Origin of the sequence: Haemophilus haemolyticus M19501 (genome assembly GCF_000222025.1) — a bacterium.
Taxonomy (GTDB): Bacteria; Pseudomonadota; Gammaproteobacteria; order Enterobacterales; family Pasteurellaceae; genus Haemophilus; species Haemophilus haemolyticus_G.
Genome location: NZ_AFQO01000015.1, coordinates 196,640 through 222,898 on the forward strand (window position 1 = coordinate 196,640; position 26,259 = coordinate 222,898).

24 protein-coding genes are annotated in these 26,259 nt (G+C 37.9%); 15 read left to right on the forward strand and 9 right to left on the reverse strand.

Going from position 1 to position 26,259, the window contains the following annotated elements:
* Nucleotides 1–3 precede the first annotated feature (3 nt).
* Genes GG9_RS01260 through GG9_RS01235 form a run of 6 tightly spaced genes read left to right on the forward strand, consistent with a single transcriptional unit; the run spans nucleotide 4 to nucleotide 6,430 of the window.
* Nucleotides 4–1,698: an ABC transporter substrate-binding protein gene (locus GG9_RS01260; RefSeq protein WP_005632512.1), complete on the forward strand. Its 1,695-nt coding sequence runs from the start codon at nucleotides 4–6 to the stop codon at nucleotides 1,696–1,698.
* A complete protein-coding gene (locus GG9_RS01255) occupies nucleotides 1,698–2,663 on the forward strand; it encodes an ABC transporter permease (RefSeq protein ID WP_005632514.1) in 966 nt (321 codons plus the stop codon). Before GG9_RS01260 ends, GG9_RS01255 begins: the two co-directional genes overlap by 1 nt.
* Nucleotides 2,653–3,540 carry an ABC transporter permease subunit gene (locus tag GG9_RS01250; RefSeq protein WP_005632516.1) on the forward strand — a complete coding sequence of 296 codons (888 nt, stop codon included), beginning with the start codon at nucleotides 2,653–2,655 and terminating at the stop codon, nucleotides 3,538–3,540. Before GG9_RS01255 ends, GG9_RS01250 begins: the two co-directional genes overlap by 11 nt.
* A gap of 3 nt (nucleotides 3,541–3,543) precedes the next feature.
* Nucleotides 3,544–4,593, forward strand: coding sequence for a peptide ABC transporter ATP-binding protein (locus GG9_RS01245; RefSeq protein WP_005632517.1), 1,050 nt, complete (start codon nucleotides 3,544–3,546; stop codon nucleotides 4,591–4,593).
* Nucleotides 4,593–5,402: a peptide ABC transporter ATP-binding protein gene (locus GG9_RS01240; RefSeq protein ID WP_005632518.1), complete on the forward strand. Its 810-nt coding sequence runs from the start codon at nucleotides 4,593–4,595 to the stop codon at nucleotides 5,400–5,402. Before GG9_RS01245 ends, GG9_RS01240 begins: the two co-directional genes overlap by 1 nt.
* Before the next feature lie 11 nt (nucleotides 5,403–5,413).
* Nucleotides 5,414–6,430 carry a YeiH family protein gene (locus GG9_RS01235; protein ID WP_005632519.1) on the forward strand — a complete coding sequence of 339 codons (1,017 nt, stop codon included), beginning with the start codon at nucleotides 5,414–5,416 and terminating at the stop codon, nucleotides 6,428–6,430.
* A gap of 92 nt (nucleotides 6,431–6,522) precedes the next feature.
* On the opposite strand, the gene truA is transcribed toward GG9_RS01235, so the two are convergent.
* Nucleotides 6,523–7,332 (reverse strand): tRNA pseudouridine(38-40) synthase TruA, encoded by an 810-nt coding sequence (truA, locus tag GG9_RS01230; protein WP_005632520.1) that lies wholly within the window; start codon nucleotides 7,330–7,332, stop codon nucleotides 6,523–6,525.
* A gap of 234 nt (nucleotides 7,333–7,566) precedes the next feature.
* On the opposite strand from truA, the gene fbp reads away from it, so the two are divergent.
* Nucleotides 7,567–8,568: a class 1 fructose-bisphosphatase gene (gene fbp / locus GG9_RS01225; protein WP_005632521.1), complete on the forward strand. Its 1,002-nt coding sequence runs from the start codon at nucleotides 7,567–7,569 to the stop codon at nucleotides 8,566–8,568.
* Nucleotides 8,569–8,651: 83 nt separating this feature from the next.
* On the opposite strand, the gene GG9_RS01220 is transcribed toward fbp, so the two are convergent.
* The 3 genes from GG9_RS01220 to rsmI form a co-directional block, all read right to left on the reverse strand.
* Entirely contained in the window at nucleotides 8,652–9,203 is a 552-nt protein-coding gene (locus tag GG9_RS01220) for an NlpC/P60 family protein (RefSeq protein WP_005632523.1), read from the reverse strand.
* 121 nt (nucleotides 9,204–9,324) lie between these two features.
* Entirely contained in the window at nucleotides 9,325–10,773 is a 1,449-nt protein-coding gene (gene tldD / locus GG9_RS01215) for a metalloprotease TldD (protein WP_005632525.1), read from the reverse strand.
* Nucleotides 10,774–10,875: 102 nt separating this feature from the next.
* Complete coding sequence (rsmI, locus tag GG9_RS01210) at nucleotides 10,876–11,727, reverse strand: 16S rRNA (cytidine(1402)-2'-O)-methyltransferase (RefSeq protein WP_005632528.1); 852 nt, start codon at nucleotides 11,725–11,727, stop codon at nucleotides 10,876–10,878.
* A gap of 71 nt (nucleotides 11,728–11,798) precedes the next feature.
* Between rsmI and GG9_RS01205 the strand changes: the two genes are divergently transcribed.
* The 8 genes from GG9_RS01205 (at nucleotide 11,799) to nrdB (ending at nucleotide 19,764) form a co-directional block, all read left to right on the forward strand.
* Complete coding sequence (locus tag GG9_RS01205) at nucleotides 11,799–13,526, forward strand: penicillin-binding protein activator (protein ID WP_005632530.1); 1,728 nt, start codon at nucleotides 11,799–11,801, stop codon at nucleotides 13,524–13,526.
* Nucleotides 13,526–13,885 carry a YraN family protein gene (locus GG9_RS01200; RefSeq protein ID WP_005632532.1) on the forward strand — a complete coding sequence of 120 codons (360 nt, stop codon included), beginning with the start codon at nucleotides 13,526–13,528 and terminating at the stop codon, nucleotides 13,883–13,885. Before GG9_RS01205 ends, GG9_RS01200 begins: the two co-directional genes overlap by 1 nt.
* A gap of 12 nt (nucleotides 13,886–13,897) precedes the next feature.
* Complete coding sequence (locus GG9_RS01195; RefSeq protein WP_005632534.1) at nucleotides 13,898–14,482, forward strand: D-sedoheptulose-7-phosphate isomerase; 585 nt, start codon at nucleotides 13,898–13,900, stop codon at nucleotides 14,480–14,482.
* 56 nt (nucleotides 14,483–14,538) lie between these two features.
* A complete protein-coding gene (gene dolP, locus GG9_RS01190) occupies nucleotides 14,539–15,120 on the forward strand; it encodes a division/outer membrane stress-associated lipid-binding lipoprotein (protein ID WP_005632536.1) in 582 nt (193 codons plus the stop codon).
* Between the two features lie 254 nt (nucleotides 15,121–15,374).
* Nucleotides 15,375–17,645 carry a class 1a ribonucleoside-diphosphate reductase subunit alpha gene (nrdA, locus tag GG9_RS01185; RefSeq protein ID WP_005632538.1) on the forward strand — a complete coding sequence of 757 codons (2,271 nt, stop codon included), beginning with the start codon at nucleotides 15,375–15,377 and terminating at the stop codon, nucleotides 17,643–17,645.
* A gap of 55 nt (nucleotides 17,646–17,700) precedes the next feature.
* The gene (locus GG9_RS01180) at nucleotides 17,701–18,366 is read left to right on the forward strand and encodes a hypothetical protein (RefSeq protein ID WP_005632540.1); all 666 of its coding nucleotides are present in this window, start codon (nucleotides 17,701–17,703) and stop codon (nucleotides 18,364–18,366) included.
* Nucleotides 18,353–18,556 carry a hypothetical protein gene (locus GG9_RS0108945; protein ID WP_032825145.1) on the forward strand — a complete coding sequence of 68 codons (204 nt, stop codon included), beginning with the start codon at nucleotides 18,353–18,355 and terminating at the stop codon, nucleotides 18,554–18,556. Before GG9_RS01180 ends, GG9_RS0108945 begins: the two co-directional genes overlap by 14 nt.
* A gap of 77 nt (nucleotides 18,557–18,633) precedes the next feature.
* A complete protein-coding gene (gene nrdB / locus GG9_RS01175) occupies nucleotides 18,634–19,764 on the forward strand; it encodes a class Ia ribonucleoside-diphosphate reductase subunit beta (protein ID WP_005632543.1) in 1,131 nt (376 codons plus the stop codon).
* A gap of 115 nt (nucleotides 19,765–19,879) precedes the next feature.
* On the opposite strand, the gene odhB is transcribed toward nrdB, so the two are convergent.
* From odhB to mepK, 5 genes are all read right to left on the reverse strand, one after another.
* On the reverse strand, nucleotides 19,880–21,109 hold the full coding sequence (gene odhB / locus GG9_RS01170) for a 2-oxoglutarate dehydrogenase complex dihydrolipoyllysine-residue succinyltransferase (protein WP_005632545.1): 1,230 nt from the start codon (nucleotides 21,107–21,109) through the stop codon (nucleotides 19,880–19,882).
* Nucleotides 21,110–21,235: 126 nt separating this feature from the next.
* On the reverse strand, nucleotides 21,236–24,043 hold the full coding sequence (gene sucA / locus GG9_RS01165; RefSeq protein WP_005632547.1) for a 2-oxoglutarate dehydrogenase E1 component: 2,808 nt from the start codon (nucleotides 24,041–24,043) through the stop codon (nucleotides 21,236–21,238).
* Nucleotides 24,044–24,247: 204 nt separating this feature from the next.
* Nucleotides 24,248–24,880, reverse strand: coding sequence for an MBL fold metallo-hydrolase (locus tag GG9_RS01160; protein ID WP_005632549.1), 633 nt, complete (start codon nucleotides 24,878–24,880; stop codon nucleotides 24,248–24,250).
* Between the two features lie 9 nt (nucleotides 24,881–24,889).
* The gene (locus GG9_RS01155; RefSeq protein ID WP_005632551.1) at nucleotides 24,890–25,645 is read right to left on the reverse strand and encodes a TatD family hydrolase; all 756 of its coding nucleotides are present in this window, start codon (nucleotides 25,643–25,645) and stop codon (nucleotides 24,890–24,892) included.
* Nucleotides 25,646–25,696: 51 nt separating this feature from the next.
* Nucleotides 25,697–26,257, reverse strand: a complete 561-nt coding sequence (mepK, locus tag GG9_RS01150; RefSeq protein WP_005632553.1) for a peptidoglycan L,D-endopeptidase MepK — start codon at nucleotides 26,255–26,257, stop codon at nucleotides 25,697–25,699.
* Nucleotides 26,258–26,259: the final 2 nt, after the last annotated feature.

The window sequence follows — 26,259 nt, forward strand, 5'->3', positions numbered from 1 at the left end:
GTTATGTTACGCAAAAATCTTACGTTTTTCTGTTTTCTATTTGGTATTGGCTTGAACTCCGAACTTCAAGCTGCTCCCCGCGTACCAGAACACCTAACAGAAAACGGACTAACTTATTGTACTAATGCCTCTGGATTTTCTTTTAATCCGCAAACTGCGGATGCAGGCACGAGTATGAATGTCGTAACAGAGCAAATTTATAACAAACTTTTTGAAATAAAAAACCATAGTGCGAACGTTACCCCCGTACTCGCGCAATCCTATTCAATTTCACCAGATAACAAAGAAATTTTGATTAATTTACGCCGTGGGGTGAAATTTCATCATACGCCTTGGTTTACCCCAACGCGTGATTTTAATGCGGAAGATGTGGTGTTTTCAATCAATCGTGTGTTGGGTCATGATACTTACTTGCCAACCTTAGCAGAAACAGCAATTACCTATAAAAATCCGCAATATAAAGTGTTTCACGAGCAAGCAAGAAAAGTTCGCTTTCCTTATTTTGATAGTATTAAGCTTAATGAAAAAATTAAATCAGTGACCGCACTTTCACCTTATCAAGTGAAAATTGAATTGTTTGAGCCTGATTCATCGATCTTGTCGCATCTTGCCAGCCAATATGCCATTATTTTTTCACAAGAATATGCCTATCAATTAAGCGCTGACGATAATCTTACTCAATTAGATACTCACCCTGTGGGCACAGGGCCTTATCAAGTAAAGGATTATGTGTATAACCAATATGTTCGCTTAGTGCGTAACGAAAACTATTGGAAAAAAGAAGCAAAAATTCAAAATATTATCGTGGATTTATCTACTGATAGAAACGGGCGAATCGTCAAATTTTTCAATAATGAATGTCAAATAGCCTCTTATCCTGAAGTGAGCCAAATTGGCTTATTAAAAAGCAACGATAAGCACTACTATATGCAATCCACTGACGGAATGAATTTGGCATATCTTGCTTTCAATTTTGAAAAACCATTGATGCAGGATCGCACCATTCGAGAAGCTATCTCACAAAGTTTGAATCGCGCACGTATTATTCACAACATCTATCACAATACTGCGACAGTGGCGAATAATATTATTCCTGAAATATCTTGGGCTTCTAGCGTAAACACGCCAGAATTTGACTTTGATTACAGTCCAAAAGTCGCGAAGAAAAAATTAGAAAATAAACATCTTTCGCTCAATTTATGGGTGATTAATGAAGAACAAATGTATAACCCTGCGCCTTTTAAAATGGCGGAAATGATTAAATCCGATTTGGATCAAGTCGGCGTAAAAGTAAAAGTGCGGACAGTAACACGCACATTTTTGAGTGAGCAACTTCGCAATAAATCAGAAAATTACGATTTAATTTTAGCGGGATGGTTAGCAGGAAATCTTGATCCTGACGGTTTTATGCGCCCTATTTTGAGCTGTAATACGCAAAATGAAATCACTAATTTATCTAACTGGTGTAACGAAGAATTTAATAATTTAATGGATCGCGCGATTGCCACATCTAATTTATCTGAACGGGCGCGTGCTTATAATGACGCTCAAGAACTGATTCTACATGAATTGCCAATTATCCCTATCGCAAATGTAAAACGTATTTTGGTGGCAAATAGCCAAGTAAAAGGCGTGGAAATAACACCTTTTGGTAGCCTTAACTTTTCTGACTTACGCTTACACAAGGAGAAACCCTAATGTTGTGGTCTGTTATTCGCCATACCCTTTGGGTAACCTTGCTCTTGCTTGTGTTATCTTTGCTAAGTTTCGTCATTTTATTGCGAGATCCGCTTAATTCAGATCTTGTCACTCACAATATTTACACCAGTTATCTTAATTATTTAAGCACCTTATTACATGGTGATTTTGGGATTACTTATAACGGTGGAAAATCGCTGATAGATCTAATTCTAACGGTACTTCCACCCACATTAGAGCTTTGTTTTACCGCACTTTTATTGGCATTCATTCTTGGTGTACCGCTTGGCATTATAAGTGCTGTAAATTCTCAGCATATTTTTGCAAAGAGCTTAAAAAGTTTATCTTATGTTGGTTTGTCGATCCCGATATTTTGGCTCGCACCGATTTTGCTTTATGTCGCAGCGGTAAATCATTGGGAAATCGCATCTATTGGGCAATACAATTTACTCTATGAAATAAAACCGATTACTGGTTTCCCAGTCATTGATGTTTGGTTTATGGATGTGCCTTATCGCACCAAAATTGTACAAAATGTTTTGCAACATTTAGCCTTACCAACACTGGTGCTTTGCATTTTGCCAACAATGGAAATTATCCGAATTATTCGACAACGCGCAGAATATGTTTTGAACCAAAATTTTGCCAAAGTTGCCACAACACGGGGTTGGTCAAAATGGAAAATTCTCCACCAATATGTATTCCGTAATACGTTTCCTCTGCTTGTTCCACAAGTACCGCGCGTGTTCACCCTAGTATTAACTCAATGTATGTTGGTAGAAACCGCTTTGGGTTGGCCTGGAATTGGTCGATGGCTGATCGATGCCGTAACGCAACAAGATTACAATAGTATTTCTGCGGGTGTAGTTGTAATTGGCGTTTGCATTATTTTGATCGACACATTCATTAAAGCGCTTACTTTCGTGCTCGATCCATTTAAAAAGAAAGGTTGGTATGCAAGATAAAGAACCTGAAGAATTTAGAGAAAATACCTCAATATTCCAAATTTGGCTACTATTTCGCAAAAATACCATTGCGTTGTTCAGCTTTTATTTATTAACGTTGTTAATTCTAACCGCACTTTTCAGCGGTTGGATCGCACCTTATGCTCATAATATGCAGTTTGTTGGGCAAGAATTAATGCCGCCATCTTGGGTAGAAAAAGGGCAAATTGCTTTTTTCTTTGGTACTGATGATTTAGGCCGTGATGTACTAAGCCGACTAATTATGGGCACAAGTTACACTATTGGATCATCGTTGCTAGTCGTACTTGCAGTTGCCTTAATTGGTGGAACCTTAGGCATTGTTGCTGGTATGTTGAAGGGCTTAAAAGCGCGTTTTGTCGGCCATATTTTTGATGCCTTTTTATCGCTCCCTATTTTGCTCATTGCCATCGTAATTTCCACTCTGATGGAACCGAGTTTATTGAATGCAATGTTCGCAACACTTTTAGCGATATTACCGTATTTCATCCATGCAATTTATCGCGCCATTCAACAAGAATTGAAAAAAGATTACGTCCTCATGTTAAAACTTGAAGGCATTTCTAACTGGGAATTATTAAAAAGTACGATTTTGCCAAATATCACCGTAATCTATGTTCAAGAAATTGCACGAGCATTTGTTGTCGCTATATTGGATATTAGCGCCTTGAGTTTTATTTCTCTTGGCGCACAGCGACCAACCCCAGAATGGGGCGCAATGATTCGAGATTCTTTAGAACTCCTCTATCTTGCACCTTGGACGGTATTACTTCCAGGCTTTGCAATTATTTTTACTATTTTATTAAGCATTATTTTTAGCAATGGCTTAACTAAAGCTATCAACCAATATTACGAATAATTTATGGCACTACTAGACATCCGTAACCTAAATATCGAAATACAAACCTCAAACGGCCTCGTTAAGATTGTGGACGGCGTAAACTTATCGATCAATGAAGGGGAAATTTGTGGGCTTGTTGGCGAATCAGGCTCTGGTAAAAGTTTAATCGCCAAAGTAATTTGTAATGCCATCAAAGAAAACTGGATTATTACCGCTGATCGCTTTCGCTTTCATGATGTAGAGTTACTAAAACTCAGTCCCAATAAACGTCGAAAACTGGTCGGCAAAGAAATATCCATGATTTTCCAAGATCCCCTTTCTTGTCTTGATCCAAGTCGGAAAATTGGTAAACAATTAATCCAAAATATCCCGAATTGGACCTTTAAAGGAAAATGGTGGCAATGGTTTGGTTGGAAAAAACGCCGTACCGTTGAATTATTGCATCGTGTAGGGATAAAAGAACACAAAGACATCATGACAAGCTATCCTAATGAATTAACGGAAGGCGAAGGACAAAAAGTCATGATTGCTATCGCAGTAGCAAATCAGCCCCGCTTGCTTATTGCCGATGAACCGACTAATGCATTAGAAGCAACAACAGCATTACAGGTATTTCGATTACTTTCTAGTATGAACCAAAACCAAGGTACAACTGTTTTATTGGCTAGCAATGACATCAGAAGTATTAGTGAATGGTGCGATCAGATTTCTGTACTCTATTGCGGGCAAAATACGGAATCAGGCCCAACGCAAATGTTGCTTGAAAGTCCTCATCATCCTTACACACAAGCGTTGATTAATGCCGTACCTGATTTTACGCAGCCTTTGGGATTTAAAACAAAACTAAGCACCTTAGAAGGTACCGTGCCAATTTTAGAACAAATGCCTATTGGTTGCCGTCTTGGTCCTCGTTGCCCTTTTGCACAGAAAAAATGTATTGAAAAACCAACTCGATTCAAAATAAAACAACATGAATTTTCTTGCCATTATCCAATTAATTTACGCGAGAAAACCTTCAAAGAAAAAGCAATGAGTACACCATTAACACTTGCAAGCAAAGGAAATGAATAATGCCGTTATTACAAGTAGAAGATTTGACGAAAACCTTTAAAGGCCGCAAGCGTTTATTTGGTATGAGTGACTTTAATGCGGTAGAAAATGTAAGTTTTTCTCTTGAGCGCCAACAAACCTTAGCAATTATCGGCAAAAATGGTTCTGGGAAATCAACGTTAGTAAAAATGATTGCGGGCATTACTCAGCCCACTTCTGGCAGAATTTTATTTAACGATCATGAATTGCAATTTGAGGATTTTCAATACCGCGCGCAACATATTCGAATGGTGTTCCAAGATGCGAATTCAGCGTTTAATCCTCGCTTAAACATCGGTGAGGCATTAGATGCGCCGCTACGTTTAGCAATAGATTGGGATGAAGAACGTCGCAATCAAAAAATCTTTGAAACACTATTACTTGTAGGGCTTTACCCCGATTACACAAATCTAAAAATCAAAAATCTTTCTATCAGCCAAAAACAGCGTGTCGCTTTGGCACGCGCGCTGATTTTAGAACCTGAAATAATTATTATAGATGATGCACTTGGCAATCTAGATGCTTCAGTACGCATTCAGCTACTAAATTTAACCCTTGATCTGCAGCAACGTTTAGGTATTTCTTATATTTATGTAGGGCAAGATCTCGGTGTAATTAAACATATTGCAGATACGATTATCGTAATGGATGAAGGAAAAATGATTGAATATGGCAGCCCTCAAAATCTTTTTACCGCTCCACAAACTGATGTTACTCGTCGCTTAGTCGAAAGCTATTTTGGCAAAATTTTAGATGAAACCGCTTGGGTAAAAGACAAAAACACTCACTAAGGAAAGAAAAAATGAACACTCGTCCCTTTTATTTCGGACTTATATTTATCGCGATTATCGCTATACTTGCTAACTATTTAGGAAGCACCGACTTTTCCCATCATTATCATATCAGTGCCTTAATTATTGCCATCTTACTGGGAATGGCAATCGGCAATACCATTTACCCGCAATTTTCAACACTAGTGGAAAAAGGCGTATTATTTGCCAAAGGCACGCTTCTTCGCACTGGCATTGTGCTGTATGGTTTTCGTCTCACTTTTGGCGATATTGCCGATGTTGGCTTAAATGCTGTTGTCACTGATGCCATTATGCTAATTTCAACCTTTTTTCTTACCGCACTTTTGGGCATTCGTTATCTAAAAATGGATAAACAATTGGTTTATCTCACTGGGGCTGGATGTAGTATTTGTGGTGCGGCAGCGGTTATGGCGGCAGAGCCTGTTACCAAAGCAGAATCTCATAAAGTTTCAGTGGCGATTGCCGTAGTGGTCATTTTCGGGACGCTTTCTATTTTTACTTATCCATTTTTCTACACTTGGTCACAAGATTTAATTAATGCTCATCAATTCGGTATTTATGTTGGTTCTAGTGTACATGAAGTGGCTCAAGTTTATGCGATTGGGGGAAATATTGATCCTATCGTAGCAAATACCGCCGTCATTACCAAAATGATCCGAGTAATGATGCTCGCACCATTTTTATTAATGCTTTCTTGGTTATTAACACGTAGTAATGGAGTATCAGAAAATACCTCACACAAAATTACAATTCCTTGGTTTGCTGTACTTTTTATTGGCGTTGCGATTTTTAATTCTTTTGATTTATTACCAAAAGAACTCGTGAAATTATTAGTTGAAATCGATTCTTTCTTATTAATTTCAGCGATGGCTGCCCTTGGCTTAACTACGCAAGCAAGCGCAATCAAAAAGGCTGGATTAAAACCGCTTGTTTTAGGAACACTAATTTATTTATGGCTAGTGATTGGTGGATTTTTAGTGAATTATGGAATATCAAAATTAATATAAAATTCACTTAAGATTGACCGCACTTTTAAAGTGCGGTCTTTTTTTATGAAGAATATTTTCAGATATGGTGATTTAAAATATGAAATTACGCTTTATTTCAAAATGCGATTTAATAAACCATCCTCTAAAAATAAAGGACCAATTGGGCGTTTAGGAATATCAAACTTTTGTGGATAAATCACATCCACCAAATACAATCCATCGGGTTTTGCTGTAGGTGCGGCAAGCTGACGATTTTTCTGCTCAAGTAGCCATTGCATCCATTCAATCGGCTGATTTCCAGCACCGACCACAATCAAACTTCCCACAATATTGCGCACCATATGATGCACAAAAGCATTCGCTTGAATATCAACAATAATATATTTTCCGATACGAGACACATTCAAATGATGCACATTACGCCAAGGCGTATGAGACTGGCATTGTGCAGCACGGAAAGAGGAAAAATCATGTTCCCCTAATAAACATTGCCCTGCCTGATGCATTTTTTCAGCATCTAAATCTAAATGGCAATGGGTCATTCCACCCGCTAAAATCGCAGAGCGTAATTTATTACAATAAAGAATATAGCGATAACGGCGTGCTGTTGCGGAAAATCTGGCGTGAAATTCATTATCAACTTGTTTTGCCCAACTCACTGCAATGTCATCAGGTAAATGAGCATTAGTGCCAAAAGCCCAAGCTTTCTCAGGACGAATCACATTGGTTTCAAAATGAACAACCTGCCCCGTTCCACTCACACCAGAATCCGTTCTGCCAGCACAAAATATTTCAATTTTTTCATTTGCAATACAAGAAAGTGCCTTTTCTAATTCTTCTTGTATACTACGGACTTTTTCTTGTCTCTGCCAACCATAATAATTTTTCCCGTTATACTCAATGCCTAATGCAATTTTCATTTTTTACCTTTTGGCTTAATAAAGTGCGGTTATGGTAGCTCAAGTTTATTTGGAGCGCAAATTCATAAAATTACTCCAAGATTTATTAACAAATAAATGATAGTTTCTAAAAATTACAGCAATAAATGTGAAATTTTTGTGATAAAGATCCCATTCTGATAATCTGCCATTAGAGTTTACACTCCAAACTCCCTATAATTGACTTACGCATTATGAAAAACTAAAAGGAAAATTATGAAAACATTGAGTGAATTTATCGTTGAACGCCAAGCTGAATACCCAAACGCAAAGGGGGAATTGAGTGGTATTTTGTCGTCAATTCGTCTTTTAGCGAAAATTATTCATCGAGATATTAACAAAGCAGGCTTAACAAATATTCTCGGTCAATCTGGTGTTGAAAATGTACAAGGCGAAAGTCAGATGAAACTTGATTTATTCGCCCATAACACGATGAAAGCGGCATTAATGGCACGCGAAGAAGTGGCTGGTTTTGCATCTGAAGAAGAAGAAAGTTTTATCGCATTTGATACGGAACGTGGACGCAATGCAAAATACATTATTTTAACCGATCCCCTTGATGGTTCTTCAAATATTGATGTAAATGTATCCGTCGGTACAATTTTCTCTATTTACCGTCGCGTATCTCCAATTGGCACACCTGTCACCTTAGAAGATTTCTTACAACCAGGGAATAAACAAGTTGCCGCGGGTTATATTGTTTACGGTTCATCAACTATGTTGGTATATACCACTGGTAATGGGGTTAATGGTTTTACTTATGATCCATCAATCGGTACATTCTGTCTATCACACGAAAATATGCAAATGCCAAAAACGGGTCGCATTTATTCCATCAATGAAGGGCAATACCTCAAATTCCCACAAGGTGTGAAAAAATATATTAAATATTGCCAAGAAGAAGATAAAGCGACTCATCGTCCTTACGCCTCTCGCTATATTGGTTCACTTGTAGCAGACTTCCACCGCAATTTATTAAAAGGCGGCATTTATATTTACCCAAGTGCAACCAACTATCCAAATGGAAAACTCCGTTTATTATATGAAGGCAATCCAATTGCATTTTTAGCGGAGCAAGCTGGTGGTGTGGCAACAGATGGTTATCGTCGAATTTTAGATATAGAACCGACCGCACTTCATGAGCGTGTTCCACTATTTGTTGGTTCACAAGACATGGTGAAAAAAGCGCAAGAAATGATGGAAGAATTTAAAGAATAATAAAAATCCCCTCGACTAAAGAGGGGGTTTTTATCAATAAACTGATCAAAAAAACCGAACTTAATGTTCGGTTTTCTTTTTCATTACATGATACGGCGCGATTGAGTGTAAGTTCTAGCCCAATATTCTTCATCAAGGGAACTTATCGTCACACCTTGCCCTGTACTTGCGTGCATAAATTGGTTATTACCAATATAAACACCAACGTGATTATTTTTACGGAAGAAAACTAAATCGCCTTTTTTAAGTTCGGATTTATTAATTTTTCTACCTAAATGACGCTGTTCAGCCGTAGAGCGAGGCAATTCAATACCAAAAACTTCAGAAAAAGTTGTTTGCATAAATGCTGAACAATCAATACCACGTTTAGTCGTACCGCCCATACGATAGCGAGTGCCAACCCATTCATTATAAACACTAGCGAGAGCCTTATCGCCCATCAAAGCCGAGGAGCGGTTTGTTCTCACTTTGTGAAAAATACCTGTTCGATTATCTTTTTCTAAATTATTAATTAAACCCGTTAATTGAACATCATCATTTTCTGAAATAATCTGATGATTTGCCGTTCGTGGACCATTAGAACAAGCAGTTGCGAGCGTCGCTAAACCGATAATAACTAAAATTCTTTTCAACATAATTTAAAATAATTAAAAGATATAAAATAAAATTCTGCCTGAGACTATCAAAATTTGAATAAGATTGCTAGTAAAAATCCAATTTTAATGGGATTTTTGTGATCTTTTGCGCAATTTTAATTTAATTTGTACCACCAACAGTAATTTCATCAATTTTTAGTGCTGGCTGTCCAACACCGACAGGCACACTTTGCCCTTCTTTACCACAAACCCCAATACCTAAATCAAGCTCTGATTTATCTGCAACCATAGAAATTTTTTGCATAACTTCAATGCCGCTACCGATTAAAGTTGCGCCCTTCACAGGTTTCGTGATTTTTCCTTTTTCAATTAAATAAGCTTCTGAAGTAGAAAATACAAATTTACCAGAGGTAATATCCACTTGACCGCCACCAAAGTGCGGTGCATAAATACCCTGTTCTACAGAAGCAATCAAATCATCAAACTGACTTTGTCCCGCAAGCATATAGGTGTTAGTCATTCGAGGCATTGGCAAATGGGCATAAGACTCGCGACGACCATTTCCTGTTGGCGCGACACCCATCAAACGGGCATTCATTTTATCTTGCATATAACCTTGCAAAATACCCTCTTTGATTAATACATTACATTGACTTGGCACACCTTCATCATCAATAGTTAATGAACCTCGACGATTTTCAATCGTGCCATCATCCACAATCGTACATAACGCTGAAGTCACTTGTTCACCAATCTTGCCTGTGAAAAGTGAACTTTCTTTACGGTTAAAATCCCCTTCTAAACCGTGCCCTACCGCCTCGTGTAACAATACGCCTGGCCAACCAGCACCTAATACAACAGGCATTAATCCAGCTGGGGCTGCAACTGCGCTAAGATTTACTAAAGCTTGACGAACCGCTTCTTTAGCAAATCGTACTGCTCTAATATCGCCATCAATCACTTCAAAGAACCAATCTAAACCGAAACGCCCACCAGAACCACAACTGCCTCGTTCACGTTTGCCATTTTCCTCTACTAGCACAGAAATAGATAAGCGAACTAAAGGACGAATATCTGCAGCTAGCGTACCATCCGTCGCCATGACTAATACTTCTTCATAAACGGAACTAAGGCTTGCTGATACGCGAGTTACGCGATGATCTTCTGCGCGTGCTGTACGATCAACCAAATGTAATAACTCAATTTTTTTCTCTTTAGTCAAACTTTCCAAAGGATTAATCGCTGCATAACGAGCAATAGGATTTACAACATTAAAAGCAGATGGCGAAATCAAATTTCCCTGTTTTACTTGCGCAATCCCCTTTACCGCCTCCGCACATTGCTGCAAAGAAGCAAGATTAATTTGATCAGAATAAGCAAAGCCTGTTTTCTCACCAGAAACTGCCCGCATGCCAACACCACGATCAATATGAAAACCGCCTTCTTTTATAATGCCATCTTCCAATACCCAACTTTCATCTTGGCTAAGTTGAAAATACAAATCAGCATAGTCAATATTACGATGCGACATCATGTCAAAAATATTGAGCAATGCTTTAGTTGAAAGATTACTTGGTGTCAGTAATGTATTTGAAACTTGGTTTAACATATTTTTTCCAGTCTAAAAGTAAATATCTTGTAAGAGCTTGTATCAGTTTGGAGCAACCAAACAGATTAAAATCGGATTAATAAAGTGCGGTTAATTTTGAGGTTATTTTTCCAAATGCGCTAATCCAAATTGATACAAAGCATTCTTCTTATAACCATACAACTCAGCAACAATAGCCGCCGCTTTTTTTAGCGGTAATTCCTCTGCAATTAATTCAAGCGCCTTCACCGCTTGTGGGGAGATTTCATCGTTATTGTCAGACTTTGGTTTGCCTTCAACAATCAAAACCATCTCGCCTTTTGTACGATTTGGATCTTCTGAAAGCCATTCTCGTAAATTTTTAATCGTATTACCCGTAATCGTTTCCCAAGTTTTAGTAATTTCGCGGGCTAACACAATATATCGTTCTTCCCCTAACACCAATTGCATATCTTCTAGCGTATCTAAAATACGGTGAGTGGATTCATAAAAAATCAAAGTGCGGTCTTCTTCTGCGATATTTTCTAATTTATCTTTGCGCGCTTTACTTTTCGCAGGTAAAAAGCCTTCAAAACAAAATCTATCAGAAGCAATCCCCGATGCACAAAGAGCGGTAATTGCCGCACATGCTCCGGGTAAAGGAACAACGCGAATACCAGCTTCACGGCATTGGCGTACTAAATGAAAACCAGGATCACTAATTAATGGCGTCCCCGCATCAGAAATCAAAGCAATATTGCTACCTTGTTTAAGTTTTTCCACCAAAATATGGGCTTTTTCTTGTTCATTGTGATCATGCAAAGCAAAAAAGGGCTTTTTGATACCGTAATGACTTAATAAAAGGCCACTATGACGGGTATCTTCTGCTGCAATTAAATCCACTTGAGCAAAAGTATCTAAAGCACGCTGGGTAATATCCTGTAAATTGCCAATCGGCGTGGCAACAATGTATAAAATTCCGGTTAAATCAGTCATTTTTGTTTGCTTTTAAGTTATGAGATAAGTAAGATCTGCCACAACTATTGTCTGTTAATGATGGAGCAAGAATGTCTATTCTATTACAAGGCGGACGTTTTAAAAAACGTTTAATACCAATTTTATTGTCAATGGCCTTAGCTGGCTGTTCAAATCTACTTGGCAGCAGTTTTACGCAAACTTTACAACAAGATGCGAATGCAAGTTCTGAATTTTATATGAATAAATTAGGACAAGCACAAGAACTCGAAGATCAACAAACCTATAAATTGCTCGCGGCTCGCGTGTTAATCAGTGAAAATAAAGTTGAACAATCAGAAGCGTTATTAAGTGAATTAGGTGAATTAAATGATGCGCAAAAATTAGATCGTACATTAATTGAAGCGAGAATTTCTGCTGCAAAAAATGCTAATGAAATCGCTCAAAATCAATTACGTGCATTGGATTTAAATAAATTAAGCCCGTCACAAAAATCTCGTTATTACGAAACCTTAGCTATTGTTGCTGAAAACCGTAAAGACATCATTGAAGCCGTAAAAGCGCGGGTAAAAATTGATGAGAATTTAACAGATGTACAACGTCGCCAAGATAACGTTGATAAAACTTGGGCATTGTTACGTTCAGCAAATACTGGCGTAATCAATAATGCTTCAGATGAAGGCAACGCGGCTTTAGGCGGTTGGTTAAACTTAATCAAAACCTACAATGATTATATTCGTCAACCAGTTCAATTAAGCCAAGCATTGCAAAGTTGGAAAAATGCTTACCCAAATCATGCAGCCGCAACGTTATTCCCAAAAGAATTGCTTACATTGCTTAATTTCCAACAAACGAATGTGTCACAAATTGGTTTACTCTTGCCATTAAGTGGTGACGGACAAATTCTTGGTACAACCATTCAATCGGGTTTCAACGACGCGAAAGGTAACTCAACCATTCCAGTGCAAGTGTTTGATACCTCAATGAATTCTGTACAAGATATCATTGCGCAAGCAAAACAAGCGGGGATTAAAACCTTAGTGGGTCCATTACTAAAACAAAATCTTGATGTGATTTTAGCGGATCCTGCTCAAATTCAAGGTATAGATGTGCTTGCATTAAATGCCACACCAAATTCTCGTGCGATTCCTCAACTTTGTTATTACGGACTTTCTCCAGAAGATGAAGCTGAATCTGCTGCCAATAAAATGTGGAACGATGGCGTGCGTAATCCACTTGTCGCAATGCCGCAAAATGATTTAGGACAACGCGTAGGCAATGCCTTTAATGTACGTTGGCAGCAATTAGCAGGTACTGATGCGAATATCCGTTACTACAATTTGCCTGCGGATGTGACTTATTTCGTTCAAGAAAATAACTCAAATACAACCGCACTTTATGTCGTAGCAAGTCCAACTGAACTGGCAGAAATGAAAGGTTATTTAACAAATATCGTACCTAATTTACCGATTTATGCCAGCTCTCGAGCAAGCGCAAGTGCAACAAACACTAATGCTGACTTCATTACACAGATGAATGGCGTACAGTTTAGTGATATTCCATTTTTTAAAGATACCAATTCTCCACAATATCAGAAGTTAGCAAAATCCACGGGAGGCGAATATCAATTGATGCGTTTATATGCAATGGGTGCGGATGCGTGGTTGCTAATTAATCAATTCAATGAATTACGCCAAGTGCCAGGCTATCGCTTGAGTGGCTTAACGGGTATTTTAAGTGCTGATACCAACTGTAATGTTGAACGCGATATGACTTGGTATCAATATCAAGATGGTGCAATTGTACCAGTTGCAAACTAATGTTTTCTTTAAAACGTCAGCAAGGGGCGAGCTTTGAGCATCAAGCTCGCCTTTTTTTAGAAGCAAAAGGCTTAACATTTATTGCGGCTAATCAAAATTTCAAATGTGGTGAACTTGATCTAATAATGAATGACAAAGAAACTATCGTCTTTATTGAAGTTCGCCAACGAAGTCATTCCGCCTTTGGTTCTGCAATAGAAAGCGTAGATTGGCGAAAACAACAAAAATGGTTAGATGCCGCAAATTTATGGCTTGCAAAACAAAATATGAGCTTAGAAGATGCTAATTGCCGCTTTGATTTAATCGCTTTTGGCAAAACACCTCAAGATATTCAATGGATTCCTAATTTTCTCGATTAACGGCTTTTTATAATGTTACAAAAAGTAAAAGATATTTATAGCGAAAGTATTCAAATTCAAATTGCAGCATCAAGTATGCTTTCTGAAAATATTACCAACGCCACACAAATGGTAATGCAATGTTTATTAGGCGGTAATAAAGTGATCGCTTGTGGCGTCTCGCGTTCTTATGCCAATGCACAGTTTCTCGTATCTAACTTGCTGAATCGATATGATTTAGTTAGACCGAGCTTCCCATCTGTGTTATTAAGCTTAGAAAGTGCGGTGGGTTCTTCGCTTATTTTTGAACAATCGCCTAAAGAATTGTATTGTCATCAATTTAATGCTGTTGCAAAATCGGGCGACTTACTTATTGCTTTTGCACCTTTAGGGACAGAAAAAATCGTGCTAAATACGATTTCCCACGCTGTCAGCAAAGAAATTAATGTTATTGCGCTAACTGGCTCTAACAACGATGCCATTCAAGGAATTTTAGCAGACAAGGATTTAGAAATATCAATCCCAGCCAGCAAAGAAAGCCGCATTTTAGAAAACCATCTTTTTGTGATTAATGCACTTTGTGAATTAGTTGATCAGACTTTATTCCCAAGTGCTTGACAGGAAAATAAATCACTTTCAAACTAATAGTAATTTAATCTAAAAAGGAGTTAATTATGACATTATCCCTATTAAAAAAACTCGCTATAGTGTTTGGGACTACCATTTTTTTACAAGGCTGTGTCGCTGCAGTTATTGGAGGAGGAGCTGTCGCAGCTAAAGTAGGAACAGATCCTCGAACCACTGGCTCCCAAATTGATGACGAAACCCTAGAATTTAAAGTAGAAAATGCTATTGAAAAAGATGCCCAAATTAAATCTGAAGGCCGTGTAAATGCAGTATCTTACAATGGCCGAGTACTTTTAATCGGTCAAGTACCAAATGATAACGTCAAGGAAACAGCAACGGACTTAACACGTGGCGTTGAAGGCGTTAATGATACTTATAACCAACTCACTATAGGCCCTAAAATTTCCTTTGCACAAATAAGTAAAGATAGTTGGATCACAACACAAGTCAAATCTAAGATGTTCGTTGATGGTCGAGTTAAAGCCACCGATGTCAAAGTGATTAGTGAAAATGGAGAAGTATTTTTACTGGGTAACGTCACACAATCCCAAGCCAATGCGGCAGCCGACATTGCCAGCAAAATCAGCGGGGTAAAAAAAGTAATTAAAGTATTCAAATACCTAGACTAATCTTTCAAAGTGCGGTGAAAAATTCAACAAATTTTTACCGCACTTTTTCTTATTTTTATAAATAAAAGATTTTAATTTTTATTCTTACAAAAACCGTTTATTTTTAAATAAGTTATCTATTGTCAAGAATTAAAACAAAAAATTTATTACTTGCGATCTTTTCTCAAACACATTATCTTGTGCATCGTTTTCATAAAAACACTATATCTTGTGTTTTAAATCCTGTTTTAAATAACAACAAGAAGGCTAATACAATGAATAAAAGTTTAATGGTTACAAAGCGTGACGGTACGCAAGAACAAATCAATCTTGATAAAATCCATCGTGTGATTACGTGGGCTGCTGAAGGACTAGACAATGTTTCTGTTTCCCAAGTAGAACTTCGTTCACATATTCAATTTTATGAAGGCATTCGCACTTCAGACATCCACGAAACCATCATTAAAGCAGCCGCAGATTTAATCAGCAAAGATTCGCCAGATTATCAATATTTAGCTGCTCGTTTAGCGATTTTCCATTTACGTAAAAAAGCCTATGGTCATTTCGATCCCCCTCGTTTATACGATCACGTTAAAAAATTAGTACGCATGGGAAAATACGATCATGCCTTATTGGATGATTATACCCGTGAAGAATGGGACACAATGGACGGCTTCATCGATCATTGGCGTGATATGACGTTTTCTTATGCAGCCGTGAAGCAATTGGAGGGTAAATATTTAGTACAAAATCGTGTGACAGGAGAAATCTACGAGTCTGCACAATTCTTATATTTGCTCGTTTCCGCAAGTCTATTCTCTAAATATCCAAAAGAAACACGTTTGGATTATGTAAAACGTTTCTACGATGCAACATCGACTTTCAAAATTTCCTTACCAACGCCAATTATGGCGGGTGTGCGTACTCCAACTCGTCAATTCAGCTCTTGCGTATTAATTGAATGTGATGACAGTTTAGATTCAATCAATGCAACGGCATCAGCTATTGTAAAATATGTTTCACAACGTGCGGGGATTGGTATTAATGCAGGTGCAATTCGTGCATTAGGTAGTGAGATTCGTGGTGGTGAAGCATTCCATACGGGTTGTATTCCATTCTATAAATATTTCCAAACTGCAGTGAAATCTTGCTCACAGGGTGGCGTTCGTGGCGGTGCTGCGACACTTTATTACCCTATTTGGCACTTAGAAGCGGAAAGCTTGCTTGTGTTAAAAAATAACCGTGGTGTAGAAGACAACCGTGTTCGTCATATGGATTATGGCGTCCAGTTAAACAAATTAATGTATCAACGCTTAATTAAAGGCGGAGAAATTACTTTATTTAGTCCATCTGATGTACCAGGACTTTATGAAGCATTCTTTGCGGATCAAGACAAATTTGAAGAACTGTACGTAAAATACGAACAAGATCCAACTATCCGAAAACGTACTGTCAAAGCAGTTGAGATTTTCTCTTTATTAATGCAAGAGCGTGCATCAACAGGTCGTATCTACATTCAAAATGTAGACCACTGTAATACTCACTCTCCGTTTGATCCACAAGTGGCACCCGTCCGCCAATCTAACTTATGTTTAGAAATCGCGTTACCTACGAAGCCGCTTGAGCACATTAATGATGAAAATGGAGAAATCGCACTTTGTACCCTTTCCGCATTTAACTTAGGTAAAATTGAAAACTTAGATGAATTAGAAGAACTTGCCGATCTTGCTGTGCGTTCACTTGATGCATTATTAGATTATCAAGATTACCCTGTTGTGGCGGCAAAACGTAGTTCACTTGCTCGTCGTGCATTAGGTATCGGTGTCATTAACTATGCTTATTATCTTGCGAAAAATGGTGTTCGTTATTCCGATGGCTCAGCCAATGACTTAACTCACCGCACTTTTGAAGCCATTCAATACTATTTATTGAAAGCCTCTATGAACTTAGCAAAAGAGCAAGGTGCTTGCGAATACTTCAATGAAACCACTTATGCAAAAGGCATTTTACCTATTGATACCTATAAGAAAGATTTAGATGCCTTAACACAAGAGCCATTACATTATGATTGGGAAAGTTTGCGTAAAGATATTCAAGAATTTGGTTTACGTAACTCAACATTAACCGCCTTAATGCCATCTGAAACCTCATCGCAAATTTCAAATGCGACTAATGGTATCGAGCCACCGCGTGGTCATGTAAGTATTAAAGCGTCAAAAGATGGCATCCTAAAACAAGTTGTACCGGAATACGAAAACTTAAGCGACAACTACGAATTACTTTGGGATATCCCAAGCAATGACGGCTACTTACACCTAGTCGGTATTATGCAAAAATTCGTAGACCAAGCGATCTCCGCCAACACCAACTACGATCCGAAACGTTTTGAAGATGGAAAAGTACCTATGAAAGTGTTGTTAAAAGATCTTTTAACCGCTTATAAATATGGCTTAAAAACCCTTTACTATCAAAACACTCGCGATGGCGCTGAAGATGCTCAAGAAGATCTTGATGACGGCTGTGCCGGTGGAGCGTGTAAGATTTAGTTCCTAATTTTTCTCTCATTTGGATAGGTCTGATTAATTTAATGAGTTAATTAATATGAATGAACTAACAATTAAAATCGTAATGCTTTTACTTCCCGGCATTATAGTTACTATGCTTATAGACAAGTTTACTGAACATAAAATATGGAATAATTATAAATATTCATTATTTGTTATTTCTTATGGAATATTGTCTTATTTAATATTGCAAATTCTATCATTACTAAATCAATGCGCTAAAGTTGGATATGAAAATTTCAAATTAAATAATGCAGAATATCTCCAAGTATGGGAAGTTAATTCAAATTTTGCTCTACCTTATAGTGAAGTAATTGCTGCAAGCATGATCTCATTTTTTCTTGGTTTATTTATGACTTATATAGATAACAAAGAATATTTAGCTAAACTTCTTATGACATTAAAAATAACAAGAAAATATGGAGATTATAGTGTTTATCAGCAGATACTCAGAGTGAACGAAAATGATTGGATGGATATTACAATTTGGGATAAAAAAATAATCATTCGAGGAATTCCCGTTTCTATACATGAATCAAATGGACTTTGTGAACTATGTATATATGATGCTGAGGTTTTTAATTTTGATGATGAATCAACTAATTCTTTATACCGAGTAAATTATATTAGTATATCTGAGAAATATGATAATTTAATAATATTAACAGCTCCAAATGATGAGGTAACATATGAGCGACAGTAAAACAAAAACAAATTTTGTTCCAGGAAGTGTAAGTCTAAATGAGGGTGTAAATTTAAGATCTGGTGTTGTTCCCCTTAATAGCCAACTTGGAATGGAAGGCTTTAATTTAAGAGTTAATCCTCAACCTTCAAGACCTAGACCAACAAAACCACCAGTAAGTCCTCAAATAAAAAATAGGAAACAACCATAGCGTACGCTTGCGCCAACATGAAAAAACGTTTTAAAAAATGACCCCACTTTACTCTTAAGATTAAAGGACAAACAAAAATGGCATACACCACTTTCTCACAAAACAAAAACGACCAATTAAAAGAACCAATGTTCTTTGGTCAAAACGTTAACGTTGCGCGTTACGATCAACAAAAATATGAGACCTTTGAAAAGCTCATTGAAAAACAACTTTCTTTCTTCTGGCGTCCGGAAGAAGTGGATGTGTCTCAAGACCGTATCGACTATGCCGCGTTACCTGAGCATGAAAAACACATTTTCATCAGTAACTTAAAATATCAAACCTTATTAGATTCTATTCAGGGTCGTAGTCCAAACGTGGCGTTGTTGCCGTTGGTATCCATTCCTGAATTGGAAACTTGGATTGAAACTTGGACATTCTCTGAAACCATCCACTCTCGCTCTTACACCCACATTATTCGTAATATTGTGAACGATCCATCTATCGTGTTTGATGACATCGTGACCAACGAAGAAATCATAAAACGTGCACGTGACATTTCTTCTTATTACGATGATTTAATCCGCGACAGCCAACTTTATAGCCTATACGGCGAAGGCACTTACACCGTGGATGGCAAAGAATGTATCGTCACATTACGTAATTTGAAAAAACAACTTTATCTTTGCTTAATGAGTGTAAACGCGCTTGAAGCGATTCGTTTCTATGTATCGTTTGCTTGCTCCTTTGCCTTTGCAGAACGTCAATTAATGGAAGGTAATGCGAAAATTATTAAATTTATCGCTCGTGATGAAGCCCTACACTTAACTGGTACGCAGCACATTTTAAACATTATGGCTGCGGGTCAAGACGATCCTGAAATGGCAGAAATTGCGGAAGAATGTAAACAAGAAGCCTATGATCTATTCTTAGCTGCTGCGGAACAAGAAAAAGACTGGGCTGATTACTTATTCAAAGACGGTTCTATGATCGGTTTGAACAAAGACATTTTGGTGCAATACGTGGAATACATCACCAATATCCGTATGCAAGCCGTTGGTCTTCCATTGCCATTTGGTGCGCGTTCTAACCCAATTCCATGGATTAACGCATGGCTTGTTTCTGACAACGTACAAGTGGCACCACAAGAAGTGGAAGTGAGTTCTTACCTTGTAGGCCAAATTGACTCAAAAGTTGATACGAATGATTTTGGAGATTTCGATCTCTAATTAAAAACACATAAGAAAATAACCGCACTTTGGAATATTCTTTTTAAATATTTAAAGTGCGGTTAATTTTTTGTTCATTTTAAAAGGCTTTCTAACACAGAAAGCCTTTTATTTCTTAGATTTCCAATAACAATCTTGTTGGATCTTCCAATAATTCTTTAATCGTTACCAAGAAACCAACAGATTCACGGCCGTCAATTAAACGATGATCGTAAGATAAAGCAAGGTACATCATAGGACGAATCACAACTTGACCATTAAGCGCAATCGGGCGTTCTTTAATAGCGTGCATTCCTAAAATCGCACTTTGTGGTGGATTGATAATTGGAGTGGACATAAGAGAACCGAACACTCCTCCATTTGTAATGGTAAAATTACCGCCAGTGAGATCTTCTACAGTCAATTTTCCATCACGCCCCTTCTCAGCTAATGCTTTAATTTGTTTTTCAATCTCTGCCATACTGAGCTTATCACAATCACGAAGCACTGGAGTGACTAATCCACGAGGAGTCGAAACCGCAATACTAATATCAAAATAATTATGGTAAACAACATCATCCCCATCGATAGAAGCATTCACTTCAGGATAACGTTTTAATGCTTCCACAACCGCTTTGATATAAAAAGACATAAATCCTAAACGCACCCCATGCTGTTTTTCAAATTTTTCGCCGTAGGTTTTACGCAGAGTCATTATCGGCTGCATATCCACTTCATTGAAAGTTGTTAGCATCGCCGTACTGTTTTTGGCTTCCAGTAAACGTTCAGCAATACGTTTACGCAAACGGGTCATTGGCACACGTTTTTCAGAACGTGCACTATAAGCTACCGTACTAATTGTATTTTGCTCAGTGGCAGCTTCTTGTTTTGCTTGCAGTGCTTGTCGTTTTACGATTTCACGTTCAATATCTTCACGCGTTAAACGGCCACCCACGCCAGAACCTTGAATTTGATCTGCTTGTAAATCATGTTCTGCTAATAAACGACGAATCGCAGGGCCTTGATCCGCATTATGATTATGACTGTTTTCAATCGCTGCATTTTGACGATCAGATGGAGTGGGTTCATTCACTGCTTTTAATGTCGCAGAACTCACATCCCCTTCTTGAGCCGTAGAAATTTTGCCTAGCAGCTGTTTACTCACCACAGTTTCACCCTCAGCTTGAACAACTTCTGCCAGTACGCCATCAGAAAGTGCGGGCACTTCTAGCACAACTTTATCCGTTTCAATTTCTACAATAACTTCATCACGTTTAACAGTATCACCTACTTTTTTATGCCAAGTAGCCACTGTTGCATCCGCAACTGATTCAGGTAGGTCTGGAACAAGAATTTCAATGGTCATTTTATTTTTCCTTATCTCTTAACTTAAAGTGCAACTTATTGCACTGAATTACTCTTTTACTTTTTATCCGAGATGCAACAAGTACACCTGTAAATTTATAAAAATATCTTAATTTTTAACCGCACTTTATAGGCTTAGCGCATCTTCCACTAACTGTTTTTGCTGTTTAGTGTGAAGCGACATATAACCCACTGCAGGCGAAGCTGAAGCTGGACGCCCTGCATATTTAAGTTTAACGGATTCTGGAATTGCTGATTCAAAATTATGTTTGCTGCAATACCAAGCCCCTTGGTTAAGTGGTTCTTCTTGGCACCATACATAATCCGAGACATGTGCATAAGACTCAAGCGCTTTCTTCACATCCTCATGCGGGAATGGATAAAGCTGCTCAATACGAATAATCGCCACATCTTTCTGATTATTTGCACGACGTTGTTCAAGTAAATCGTAATAAACTTTGCCTGAACACATTACCACACGTTTTACATCTTTAGGATCAAGCTCGTCAATTTCTCCAATTACCGTTTGGAAAGCCCCATTAATCAACTCATCTAAACTAGATACGGCTAATGGGTGACGTAGCAAAGATTTTGGAGAAATCGCAATCAATGGACGGCGCATTTTACGCAATGACTGACGACGCAACATGTGATACACCTGTGCTGGCGTTGATGGCACACAGACCTGCATATTTTGTTCAGCACAAAGTTGCAAATAACGTTCAAGGCGAGCAGAAGAATGTTCTGGGCCCTGTCCCTCATAGCCATGAGGCAATAGCATAACTAAACCACACATTCTGCCCCATTTTTGTTCGCCAGAGCTAATAAATTGGTCGATAACAATTTGTGCACCATTAGCAAAATCACCAAATTGCGCCTCCCAAATGGTTAACGTTTTTGGATCTGTTGTTGCATAACCATATTCAAAAGCAAGTACAGACTCTTCTGAAAGTACAGAATCCCATACTTCAAAACGACCTTGGTTAGCATGCAAATGTGTTAATGGTACATACCCCGTACCATCATTTTGATTATGCACAACGGCATGACGATGGAAAAAGGTTCCCCGCCCCGCATCTTCGCCTGATAAACGAACATTAACACCTTCATCAAGCAAGGTTGCATAAGCCATGGTTTCAGCCATCCCCCAATCGAGCAATTTTTCGCCTTGATACATTGCTTTACGATCATTATAGATTTTTTCTACACGAGGATGCGCACGTAAACTTTCTGGATATTCACATACACGTTTAGCCAGTGTTAAAAAACGTTCCTGTGAAAATTTGCTTTCATACGGCGCAGTCCAATCATAGTTGAGATATTGCAACCAATCCATTTTTGCCGTATCCATTTCTCGCCATTCAGATACGACTCGATCACCATTATCTAGCGCATCGCGATAATCATTCACCATTTCGGTAACTTGTTCTTCAGTCATCACGCCTTCTGAAACTAAGCGATCTGCATAAACTTTACGCGGTGTAGGGTGTTTTTTGATGATGCTATACATCATTGGCTGAGTAGCTAATGGCTCATCGGCTTCGTTATGACCATGACGACGATAAGAAATCAAATCAATAAAAATATCTCGTTTGAATAAATTACGATATTCCACCGCCATACGCGCAGCAAAAGCCACCGCTTCAGGATCATCACCATTAACGTGAATAATCGGTGCTTGAATCATTTTCGCAATATCGGTGCAATACTCTGTGGAACGAGTGTCATTCGGGTTAGATGTCGTAAAACCAATTTGGTTATTAATCACGATGCGAATAGTACCACCCACACTATAACCACGGGAATTTGACATATTCAATGTTTCTTGAACAACCCCCTGCCCTGCCACGGCTGAATCTCCGTGAACAGTAATAGCAAGCACTTTGCTATGTTCTGTATCATTCATACGAGTTTGTCGAGATCGAACAGAACCAATCACAACAGGGCTTACAATTTCCAAATGAGACGGATTAAATGCCAAAGTTAAGTGAACTCGCTTATCATCTACGGCGAAATCAGAAGAAAAACCTTGATGGTATTTCACATCTCCCGTACGTTCGCTCGAATGTTTACCCGCAAATTCATCGAATAAATTTTCAGGCTTTTTACCTAATACATTCACGAGCATATTCAAACGCCCACGGTGTGCCATTCCCATTACCACATTATTTACGCCTTGGCGACTAGCATGACGGATAATTTCTTTCATCAATGGAATAAACGCATCACTTCCTTCTAAAGAAAAACGTTTCGCTCCCGGGAATTTTGCACCCAGATAACGTTCTAAACCGTCTGCGGCGGTCAGTTCACGAAGAAAATTAACACGTTCCTCAGATGTAAAAAGCGGTTTATCTAACACACTTTCCATCTTGCTCTGAAGCCAAGTTTTCTGTGCCATATCTTGCACATGCATAAACTCCAAACCAATTGAGCCACAATATGTCTCTTTCAACATTTGAGCTAACTCACCAAGCTTAATGGTATCGCGTTTGTAAACGTAATGATTAATATTGAAGGTTTCGTTGAGATCTTGTTCAGTAAAACCGTGATGACGATAATCTAATTCAGGGACGGAAGATACTTTCCAACGATAATAATTGAGGGGATCGAGATTAGCCTCTAAATGGCCACGAAAACGATAGGCATTGATAAATTGTAGAACTTTCACCAATTTTGCGCCAGCAGCAGGATCTATCACTGTCACCGCTTCATTATGATTTTCTCTCGCTAAGCGACGGAAATAATCTCGTACTGGTGTATGAGGCTGTTCAAGTGCGGTCGTTTTTGGTAAAGAATCAAAAGTGGCTCGCCAGCTTTCCTCCACCGACTGCGGATCACTCAAATAGCTTTCATAAAGCTCTTCTATATAAGATTGATTTGCACCGCCTAATGCTGTGCTGGCTAACCAATCATCAAATGCCTTGTTTTGCTGCATAATTACCTCTTTATTATGATTATTTGGAACAATAGTTTTCGCTCCATTTTTTATGCATTATACATAGGATTGAAAAGGAAATAAGCCTATTATCAGAAATTGTTACAGATTTGTGATCTGACTCAAACTCTTTCCTTTTTCAAATAAAAAGAGCCGATAAAAAATCAACTCTTTTAGAAAATAAGAATAAAATTCACCGCACTTTTAACGATTTAAAAATGGGTTTGTCTGTTTTTCTCGGCCAATGGTTGTATAAGGCCCATGCCCAGCAATAATAATCAGATCATCATTCAACGGTAATAGTTTTGTTCGAATTGAAGAAATCAATGTTTCATAATCCCCGCGAGGGAAATCGGTACGACCAATTCCGCCTTGAAATAATACATCGCCTGTAAATGCCACTTTTTTCTCATGTTCAATAAAACCAATATGCCCTGGCGTATGCCCCGGTAAATGTAAAATCTCGAAATTAAAGCCATCTAATTTTAAAATTTCACCTTCCTGATTAAACCAACGATCAGGTAAAAAGGACTCAATATTTGGTAAACCAAAACGTTGTGCTTGTTCTGGCAAACTCTCAAATAAAAATTTATCTTCTTCATGAGAGCCCCAAATTTCGACGCCAAAATGTTGTTTTAATTGCATCGCTGCGCCAACATGATCTAAATGACCGTGGGTAAGCAAAATCACTTTAAGATTTAAATCTAGTTCTTCAATACGCTGAATTAGGCGTTCAGCTTCGCCGCCCGGATCAATGATTGCTGAATTTTTGTCGTCATCCCAAATCAAAGAACAATTTTGTTGAAATGCGGTGACTGGGATAATTTCAATATTCATGTTTGATCCTTATAATCGATAAAACTGTTGAGTATTCAAAAACATTTTCTCTTGAACATAATGTAATGGCAAAGATTTTAATTCAGCTACTTTCTTCACTACTGCGAATAATTGCTCAGAAATGACCGCACTTTCAAATCCTTCATGTGGCCAAGGACTATCCGTTTCAATCATCAAGCGATTTAGGGGTAAATGTTGTGCGACATATTGGGTTTTAGGGTTCCATAAAATATCAGGCGTTAGGCTTGCAAAATAGGGTGTAGATAAAAATTTCTGAAAAGATTTTTCATCTGTCTTAAACCAATGAAAATGAGCACATTGGATATTATGTTTCTGCAATAATTCAAGGGCAATCTCTACATCGTTATGTACAATATGCAAATTTAACGGTAAATCCCATTTTTTCGCGATCAGAATAAATCGTTCTAGTAATTCAATGTAAGGTGCGTAATCTAAATTCGGATTTTCTCGTTTAGAATAATGTGGCAAGCCCACCTCGCCAATGGCAGAAATTAAGGAATGATGTTCGTCAATCCACTGAAATAATTCTTTTTGTTCTTCTAAACTAGGTAATTGCTGTTCAGGATGAAAACCAGCTGCAATATAAAGTTTCTTTGGGTAAGTCTGTTTTAAATTCAGCAGTTTTTTAGCACTTTTGAGATTAGTGCTCACCGCAAGCATAGCTATAATCTTTGAATGACCAAGTGTTTGCTGAATATTCTCGTCAGAGAGTTGGTCTAAATGAAGATGGCTGTCAAATAACATATCTTTTCCAATGAAAAACCGCACAAAAGTGCGGTTAATTTTACATTTGTTTTACACGCCTTTCCAAGTTCTCACAGGGCCTGTATCTACGTGAATAAAATTGCTGGTTGGATAATAACCCACGCCACCATTTCTAAGACTTTCCGCAGAAGATTTCACTTTAATCAAAGGCACTCCCGCAATACGAAAATCAATGGCTTTTCCTTTAATGTGATAACTATTTTTCGCTACACCGCGACTTTGGCGACGACGCATTGCATTAGTGGCAGCTGAACGATAACCACAAATGACTTCAATTTCAGCATTGCGTAAACCTAAATTAGTTTGAATATTATAAAATTTATGGAATAAATTTGGATCCATTTTATGCACTTGATTTGTCCTTTTATCACGCATTAAATAATCCAATTTTTTTAACATCGCTGGCGAAAAACCTTTTGCTAAAGAAAACTCGCCACTTAATCTTTCGCCCGTATTAATATTGCGGAAAGTTAAAATACGAGGTTTAGGCGTTGAAACCATTGCTAATACAGAATTGGGTAAAATAGATATTCCTAACGCAATACCGCCCAGCGATAACCATTTTCGTTTATTTTGATCCACATAATTCATTA

What these genes read in the sequence shown, in the direction of transcription:
- GG9_RS01245 (WP_005632517.1), top strand. Translation starts at nt 3,544, where the DNA reads ATGGCACTACTAGACATCCGTAACCTAAATATCGAAATACAAACCTCA.
- GG9_RS01200 (WP_005632532.1), top strand. Translation starts at nt 13,526, where the DNA reads ATGTTTTCTTTAAAACGTCAGCAAGGGGCGAGCTTTGAGCATCAAGCT.
- GG9_RS01235 (WP_005632519.1), top strand. Translation starts at nt 5,414, where the DNA reads ATGAACACTCGTCCCTTTTATTTCGGACTTATATTTATCGCGATTATC.
- odhB (WP_005632545.1), bottom strand. Translation starts at nt 21,109, where the DNA reads ATGACCATTGAAATTCTTGTTCCAGACCTACCTGAATCAGTTGCGGAT.
- GG9_RS01160 (WP_005632549.1), bottom strand. Translation starts at nt 24,880, where the DNA reads ATGAATATTGAAATTATCCCAGTCACCGCATTTCAACAAAATTGTTCT.
- mepK (WP_005632553.1), bottom strand. Translation starts at nt 26,257, where the DNA reads ATGAATTATGTGGATCAAAATAAACGAAAATGGTTATCGCTGGGCGGT.
- fbp (WP_005632521.1), top strand. Translation starts at nt 7,567, where the DNA reads ATGAAAACATTGAGTGAATTTATCGTTGAACGCCAAGCTGAATACCCA.
- GG9_RS01180 (WP_005632540.1), top strand. Translation starts at nt 17,701, where the DNA reads ATGAATGAACTAACAATTAAAATCGTAATGCTTTTACTTCCCGGCATT.
- dolP (WP_005632536.1), top strand. Translation starts at nt 14,539, where the DNA reads ATGACATTATCCCTATTAAAAAAACTCGCTATAGTGTTTGGGACTACC.
- GG9_RS01240 (WP_005632518.1), top strand. Translation starts at nt 4,593, where the DNA reads ATGCCGTTATTACAAGTAGAAGATTTGACGAAAACCTTTAAAGGCCGC.
- nrdB (WP_005632543.1), top strand. Translation starts at nt 18,634, where the DNA reads ATGGCATACACCACTTTCTCACAAAACAAAAACGACCAATTAAAAGAA.
- truA (WP_005632520.1), bottom strand. Translation starts at nt 7,332, where the DNA reads ATGAAAATTGCATTAGGCATTGAGTATAACGGGAAAAATTATTATGGT.
- nrdA (WP_005632538.1), top strand. Translation starts at nt 15,375, where the DNA reads ATGAATAAAAGTTTAATGGTTACAAAGCGTGACGGTACGCAAGAACAA.
- GG9_RS01250 (WP_005632516.1), top strand. Translation starts at nt 2,653, where the DNA reads ATGCAAGATAAAGAACCTGAAGAATTTAGAGAAAATACCTCAATATTC.
- GG9_RS01255 (WP_005632514.1), top strand. Translation starts at nt 1,698, where the DNA reads ATGTTGTGGTCTGTTATTCGCCATACCCTTTGGGTAACCTTGCTCTTG.
- tldD (WP_005632525.1), bottom strand. Translation starts at nt 10,773, where the DNA reads ATGTTAAACCAAGTTTCAAATACATTACTGACACCAAGTAATCTTTCA.
- GG9_RS01155 (WP_005632551.1), bottom strand. Translation starts at nt 25,645, where the DNA reads ATGTTATTTGACAGCCATCTTCATTTAGACCAACTCTCTGACGAGAAT.
- rsmI (WP_005632528.1), bottom strand. Translation starts at nt 11,727, where the DNA reads ATGACTGATTTAACCGGAATTTTATACATTGTTGCCACGCCGATTGGC.
- GG9_RS01260 (WP_005632512.1), top strand. Translation starts at nt 4, where the DNA reads ATGTTACGCAAAAATCTTACGTTTTTCTGTTTTCTATTTGGTATTGGC.
- GG9_RS01205 (WP_005632530.1), top strand. Translation starts at nt 11,799, where the DNA reads ATGTCTATTCTATTACAAGGCGGACGTTTTAAAAAACGTTTAATACCA.
- GG9_RS01195 (WP_005632534.1), top strand. Translation starts at nt 13,898, where the DNA reads ATGTTACAAAAAGTAAAAGATATTTATAGCGAAAGTATTCAAATTCAA.
- GG9_RS01220 (WP_005632523.1), bottom strand. Translation starts at nt 9,203, where the DNA reads ATGTTGAAAAGAATTTTAGTTATTATCGGTTTAGCGACGCTCGCAACT.
- sucA (WP_005632547.1), bottom strand. Translation starts at nt 24,043, where the DNA reads ATGCAGCAAAACAAGGCATTTGATGATTGGTTAGCCAGCACAGCATTA.
- GG9_RS0108945 (WP_032825145.1), top strand. Translation starts at nt 18,353, where the DNA reads ATGAGCGACAGTAAAACAAAAACAAATTTTGTTCCAGGAAGTGTAAGT.